Consider the following 5,565-nt stretch of genomic DNA (forward strand, 5'->3'; position numbering starts at 1 on the left):
CACGGCCGGCGCGCGCCCCGCCGGGGAGATCTACACCGGCGTCCTGTACGACGCCCTGGATTTGGCCTCGCTGGACGCCGCCGCCAAGCGCCGCGCCGCGCGGTCGCTGCTCGTCTTCTCCGGGCTGTGGGGCGCCGTCGGCGTGAGCGACAGGATCCCGTCGTACCGCTGCTCGATGGGCGTGAAGCTGCCGGGTCTCGGCGCGCTCGGCGCGTACTGGCGCACGCCGATGGACTCCGTCCTGCCCGAGGCGGCCGGTGACGGGCTCGTCCTCGACCTGCGCTCGTCCGCGTACGCGGCGGCGTGGAAGCCGAAGGGCGAGGTCGCCGGGCGGACGGCGACCGTGCGGGTGCTGCACGCGCAGGTCGACGAGCGGACCGGCACCGAGAAGCGGTCCGTCGTCTCGCACTTCAACAAGGCGACGAAGGGCNNCCGAGCTGGTCGAGGCGCTGCGGGACCTGGGCCACGTGGTGGAGGCGGAACCGCCGGCGAAGGCGGGCAAGCCGTGGGCGCTGGACGTGGTGGTCCGCGAGATCCACTGAGGCGACCGCCCCCGGAGCACGCTCACCGCTCACAGCACCCCCATTGCAGCATGCGCAACGACCTTTGCGCATGCTGCGTACGCGGGGCAGGATGCCCGTATGACCTCCTCCGCGCCCTCCCCCGCGTCCGCGTCCGTGCTCGACCTGGCCCCCGTCGTCCCCGTGGTCGTCGTGGAGGACCTCGACGACGCCGTGCCGATGGCGCGGGCGCTCGTCGCGGGCGGACTCCCCGCCATCGAGGTGACGCTGCGCACGCCCGTCGCGCTCGACGCGATCCGGGCCATCGCCGCGGAGGTGCCGGACGCCGTGGTCGGCGCGGGCACCGTCATCTCGGCGCGGAACGTGGCCGACTCCGTGGCCGCCGGTGCCCGCTTCCTGGTCAGCCCCGGCTGGACGGACTCGCTGCTCACCGCGATGCGGGGCGCGGGCGTGCCGTTCCTGCCCGGCGTCTCCACGACGTCCGAGGTCGTGGCGCTGCTCGAACGCGGCGTCAGCGAGATGAAGTTCTTCCCCGCCGAGGCCGCCGGCGGCGCCGCCTACCTGAAGTCGCTCGGCAGCCCGCTGCCGCAGGCCCGCTTCTGCCCCACCGGCGGCATCACGCCCGCCTCCGCGCCCTCGTACCTCGCGCTGAAGAACGTCGGCTGCGTGGGCGGCAGTTGGATGCTGCCCGCCGACGCGGTCGCGGCGAAGGACTGGGCGCGGGTGGAGTCCCTGGCCCGGGAGGCGGCGTCCCTGCGCTGACCCCGCCGGGGTCCTAACGCAGGTGCGACGTGTCGTTCAGGAGCCGCAGCGAGGCGTTGCCGTCGGCGTAGTACGCCACCGCCGACACCGAGGCCGCCGAGAGCTCCATGCGGAACAGGGACTCCGGCGGCGCGCCGAGCGCGAGGCGCACCAGCGTCTTGATGGGCGTGACGTGCGTGACGAGCAGGACCGTGCGGCCCGCGTACGCGGCGGTCAGCCGGTCGCGCGCCGCGGAGACCCGGCGGGAGACCGCCGCGAACGACTCGCCGCCGGGCGGCGCCGCCTTGGGCGAGGCCAGCCAGGCGTTGAGCTCCTCGGGGTGCCGCTCGCGCACCTCGCCGAACGTGAGGCCCTCCCAGGCCCCGAAGTCCGTCTCGCGCAGGCCGTCCTCCAGGCGCACGTCGAGCCCGAGGCGGGCGGCGACGGTGTGCGCGGTCTCCTGGCAGCGCTTGAGCGGCGAGGAGACGACCGCCTGGATGGTGCCCCGCGCCGCGAGGGCGGCCGCGGCACGCTCGGCCTGCTCACGGCCCACGTCGGACAGGGACGGGTCGGACCCGCCGCTTCCGGAGAACCGCTTCTCGGGCGTCAGCGCCGTCTCGCCGTGGCGCAGCAGCACGAAGGTCGCCGGGGCGCCCAGGTCGGCGGGGGCCGCCCAGCCGACCTGCGGGGCCGCCGTGTTGCGCGCGGCGCGGGCGTCGGCCTCCCGCGCGGACACCGTGCCCGCCGGTGCCGGCGCGGCCGCCGTGCCGCCGCGCGCCGACCCGGCCAGCGCCGCACGCGCCTTGGCCGCGCCCGCCGCCGCGTCGCCGGGCGGGCCCGCGGGCGCCTCGGCGGCCGACCGCGCGGCCCGCGCGTCCAGCTCCGCCGTCGACGCCGACGGCTGCCACTGCTCGCCGCGCCTGCCCGCGTCCATCGCCTCGTTGGCGAGCCGGTCGGCGTGCTTGTTCTTCTCGCGCGGGATCCACTCGTACGTCACCTGCGACGACGGGTGAACCCGCGCGGCCTCGGCCGCCAGCGGCTTCATGTCGGGGTGCTTGATCTTCCAGCGGCCCGACATCTGCTCGACGACGAGCTTGGAGTCCATGCGGACGTGGACCGACGCCGTCGGGTCCAGCTCGTGCGCCGCCTTCAGGCCCGCGACCAGGCCCTTGTACTCCGCGACGTTGTTCGTCGCGACGCCGATGTACTCCGCGGCCTCCACCAGGGTCTCCCCCGTGGCCGCGTCGATGACCACCGAACCGTAGCCCGCGGGCCCCGGGTTGCCCCGGGAGCCGCCGTCGGCCTCGACGATGAACGCGCGCATGGAGAGGGGTCCCTACAGGCCGGACTCGGACGTGCGGACCAGGATGCGGCGGCAGTTCTCGCACCGCACGACCGTGTCCGGGGACGCCGCCTTCACCTCGTTGACCTCGGTGATGTTCAGCTCCAGGCGGCAGCCCTCGCAGCGCCGCTGGTAGAGCTTGGCGGCACCGATGCCGCCCTCCTTCTCGCGCAGCTTGTCGTAGAGCTTGAGCAGGTCGGCCGGGACCGAGCCCGCGACGACCTCGCGCTCCTTGCCGACCGTGGCCGACTCGCCGTCGAGCTCCTCGAAGGCGGCGTCGCGGCGGCCCGTGGCGTCGTCGATCTTCGCCTGGACCGAGGAGACCCGCTCGGTCAGCTCGGTGACGCGCTCCTGGGCGGACTCGCGGCGCTCCATGACCTCCAGGACGACGTCCTCCAGGTCGCCCTGGCGCCGGGCCAGCGAGGCGATCTCCTTCTGGAGGTTCTCCAGGTCCTTCGGCGAGGTGATCGCGCCGGAGTCCAGGCGCTGCTGGTCACGGGCCGCGCGCTGCCGGACCTGGTCGACGTCCTGCTCCGCCTTGGTCTGCTCGCGGGCGCAGTCGCTCTCCTCGGTCGTCGAGGCGACGAGCAGGTCGCGCAGCTGCGCGAGGTCCTTGTTCAGCGACTCGATCTCGGCGTGCTCGGGCAGCGACTTCTTCTTGTGCGCGAGCTGCTGCAGGCGTACGTCCAGGGCCTGGACGTCGAGCAGGCGGATCTGGTCGGCGGGCGCGGCGTTCAGTTGGGGGCTCCTGTTGAGTCGAGAGATGAGGCCGCGTGGGCGGTCCAGGGGTCGGTGACCGTCTTCGAGACGTGGACGCGAAGTCCCCATCCGTTCCGGTCGGAGATCGCGTCGAGCTGGGCTGCGGCCAGCTCGCACCAGGGCCACTCGGTGGCCCAGTGGGCGGCGTCCAGGAGCGCGAGCGGCGTGCGCTCGCGGGCCTCGGACGCCGGGTGGTGGCGCAGGTCGGCGGTGAGGAAGGCGTCCACACCGGCCGCGCGCACGTCGTCGAAGAGGCTGTCGCCGGAGCCGCCGCTGACCGCGATCGCGCGGACGACCGCGTCCGGGTCGCCGGCGACGCGGATGCCCTGCGCGGTGGCGGGCAGCCGCTCGGCCGCGCGCGCGGTCAGCTCGGCGAGGGTGAGGGGGCGCTCCGGCTCGCAGATCCTGCCGAGGCCCCGGCGGCCGTCCTTGTCGGCGGGGTCGGGCACGAGGGGGCGTACGACCCGCAGGCCGAGCGCGCCCGCGAGGGCGTCGGAGACACCCGGGTCGGCGCGGTCGGCGTTGGTGTGCGCGACGTGCAGCGCCACGTCGTTCTTGATCAGGTCGTGGACGACCCGGCCCTTGAAGGTGGACGCCGCGACCGTCGTCGTGCCCCGCAGGTAGAGCGGGTGGTGGGTGACCAGGAGCTGGGCCCCGAGGCGCACCGCCTCGTCGGCGATCTCCTGGACCGGGTCGACGGCGAAGAGGACCCGGGACACCTCCGCGTCGGGGTCGCCGCACACCGTGCCGACCGCGTCCCAGCTCTCGGCGAGTTCGGCGGGCCACAGGGCGTCGAGGGCGGCGATGACTTCAGACAGACGGGGCACGGGGAAAGGCTACCTTCCCGCTGCGCTCGGCAGGACGGGCGTTACGTACCGCTACGGGGTTGCTACTGAGCGCCCCGTAAGGGGCGCGGGGAACTGCGCGCTCAGCCCAATAAAGACCCGCAGACGTGTCTGCCCAGGACTCGGCAGACGCGTCTGCGGGTTTTCTGTGGTCGCTCGCGCAGTTCCCCGCGCCCCTTACGGGGCGCCTTCTACGAGGCCAGGTGCTCCCTCAGGTCGTCCAGAACGGAGTTCGCCGCGGTCACACCAAGACCCAGGTACCACGTCTCGTCCGGGACGTCCTTGGCCTGGCCCTTCTTCACCGCGTCCAGCTTCTTCCAGAGCGGGTTCTTCTCGGCGGCGGAGCGGCCGGTCTTCTCCGCGTCGCCGTAGACGCCCGTGAAGATCCAGTCCGCGTCGGCCTGGTCGATCTTCTCGGGGCTGATCTCGGTCGCGAGGTCGTTGACCTGCTGGTTCTTGGGGCGCGGCAGGCCGGCGTCCTCCAGGATGGTGCCGATGAAGGAGGCCTTGGCGTAGAGGCGGATGCGGTCCGGCATGTAGCGGAGCATCGTGATCGTCGGCTTCTTGCCGTCGTGGGCCGCGGCGATGTCCGCGCCGAGGTTCTTCGCCCGCTTCTCGTACGCGCCGAGCTCCTCCTTCGCCTTCGCGGTCCTGTCGAGCGCGGCGGCGTTCAGGAGGTAGTTCTCCTTCCACGTGAAGCCGGGGCGGATGGAGAAGACCGTGGGCGCGATCTTGGAGAGCTGCGGGTAGAGCTTGGCGGCGCGCAGCTCGCTGCCGAGGATCAGGTCGGGCTTGAGGGCGGCGATCGCCTCCAGGTTGAGGGAGTTGATCGTGCCGATGTTCTTGGGGGTGCCGGCGTCCTTCTTCAGGTAGCCGGGGATGCCGTCGTCGCCCTCGGTGGGGGCGTAGCCGACGGGCTTGACGCCCAGCGAGACGACGTTGTCGAGCTCGCCGACGTCCAGGACCACGACGCGCTTCGGCTGCTGCTTCAGCTCCGTCTTGCCGCGGGCGTGGGTGATGGTGCGGGGGAACTCGCCCGGCTTGGCCGTGGTGCCCATCCTCGCGGTCTGCTCGGCGGCCTTCGCGAAGTCGTCGCCGCCCTGGGCGACGGCCTTGCTGCCGCTGCCGTTCTCGGACTTCGCGGAGCCGTCGTCGGACCCGCAGGCCGCGAGCGAGAGCGCGGCGGTCACGGCGAGGGCGACGGCGGCGGTGGCGCGCCGGCGGCTGCGCCGGGCGGGCCGGAGGGACACGGACATCGGGACTCCAGGGGGTGCGCTGCCCGGACCAGGCCGAGCTTAGGTTCGCCTAACCGTACGCCCGGCCGCCCCTCGCGGCACACCCACCCCCGCCGCAGCAC

General features: G+C 73.7%; 6 protein-coding genes. 2 read left to right on the forward strand and 4 right to left on the reverse strand.

What is annotated here, in order from left to right:
• Together AOK22_RS39510 and eda are read left to right on the forward strand one after the other, a co-directional pair.
• On the forward strand, positions 1 to 430 hold a 430-nt coding region (locus tag AOK22_RS39510; protein ID WP_244164697.1), incomplete at both ends, for a YaaA family protein.
• 211 nt (positions 431 to 641) lie between these two features.
• The gene (gene eda, locus AOK22_RS05360) at positions 642 to 1,283 is read left to right on the forward strand and encodes a bifunctional 4-hydroxy-2-oxoglutarate aldolase/2-dehydro-3-deoxy-phosphogluconate aldolase (protein ID WP_055697399.1); all 642 of its coding nucleotides are present in this window, start codon (positions 642 to 644) and stop codon (positions 1,281 to 1,283) included.
• 13 nt (positions 1,284 to 1,296) lie between these two features.
• On the opposite strand, the gene AOK22_RS05365 is transcribed toward eda, so the two are convergent.
• The 4 genes from AOK22_RS05365 to AOK22_RS05380 all read right to left on the reverse strand — a co-directional run bounded on the left by AOK22_RS05365 (position 1,297) and on the right by AOK22_RS05380 (position 5,464).
• Complete coding sequence (locus AOK22_RS05365; RefSeq protein ID WP_055697400.1) at positions 1,297 to 2,586, reverse strand: bifunctional RNase H/acid phosphatase; 1,290 nt, start codon at positions 2,584 to 2,586, stop codon at positions 1,297 to 1,299.
• A 12-nt stretch (positions 2,587 to 2,598) separates the two neighbouring features.
• A complete protein-coding gene (locus AOK22_RS05370; RefSeq protein WP_193433214.1) occupies positions 2,599 to 3,342 on the reverse strand; it encodes a zinc ribbon domain-containing protein in 744 nt (247 codons plus the stop codon).
• Complete coding sequence (locus AOK22_RS05375; RefSeq protein ID WP_055697402.1) at positions 3,339 to 4,190, reverse strand: Nif3-like dinuclear metal center hexameric protein; 852 nt, start codon at positions 4,188 to 4,190, stop codon at positions 3,339 to 3,341. Before AOK22_RS05375 ends, AOK22_RS05370 begins: the two co-directional genes overlap by 4 nt.
• Before the next feature lie 209 nt (positions 4,191 to 4,399).
• Positions 4,400 to 5,464: an ABC transporter substrate-binding protein gene (locus AOK22_RS05380; RefSeq protein WP_055697403.1), complete on the reverse strand. Its 1,065-nt coding sequence runs from the start codon at positions 5,462 to 5,464 to the stop codon at positions 4,400 to 4,402.
• Between the last annotated feature and the right edge of the window lie 101 nt (positions 5,465 to 5,565).

The sequence above is a fragment of the Streptomyces silaceus genome (assembly GCF_001419745.1).
In the GTDB taxonomy this organism is placed as follows: Bacteria; Actinomycetota; Actinomycetes; order Streptomycetales; family Streptomycetaceae; genus Streptomyces; species Streptomyces silaceus.

Bases quoted from the DNA above. Each gene is read 5' to 3' on its own strand.
- eda (WP_055697399.1), top strand. From the start codon at position 642: ATGACCTCCTCCGCGCCCTCCCCCGCGTCCGCGTCCGTGCTCGACCTG.
- AOK22_RS05365 (WP_055697400.1), bottom strand. From the start codon at position 2,586: ATGCGCGCGTTCATCGTCGAGGCCGACGGCGGCTCCCGGGGCAACCCG.
- AOK22_RS05380 (WP_055697403.1), bottom strand. From the start codon at position 5,464: ATGTCCGTGTCCCTCCGGCCCGCCCGGCGCAGCCGCCGGCGCGCCACC.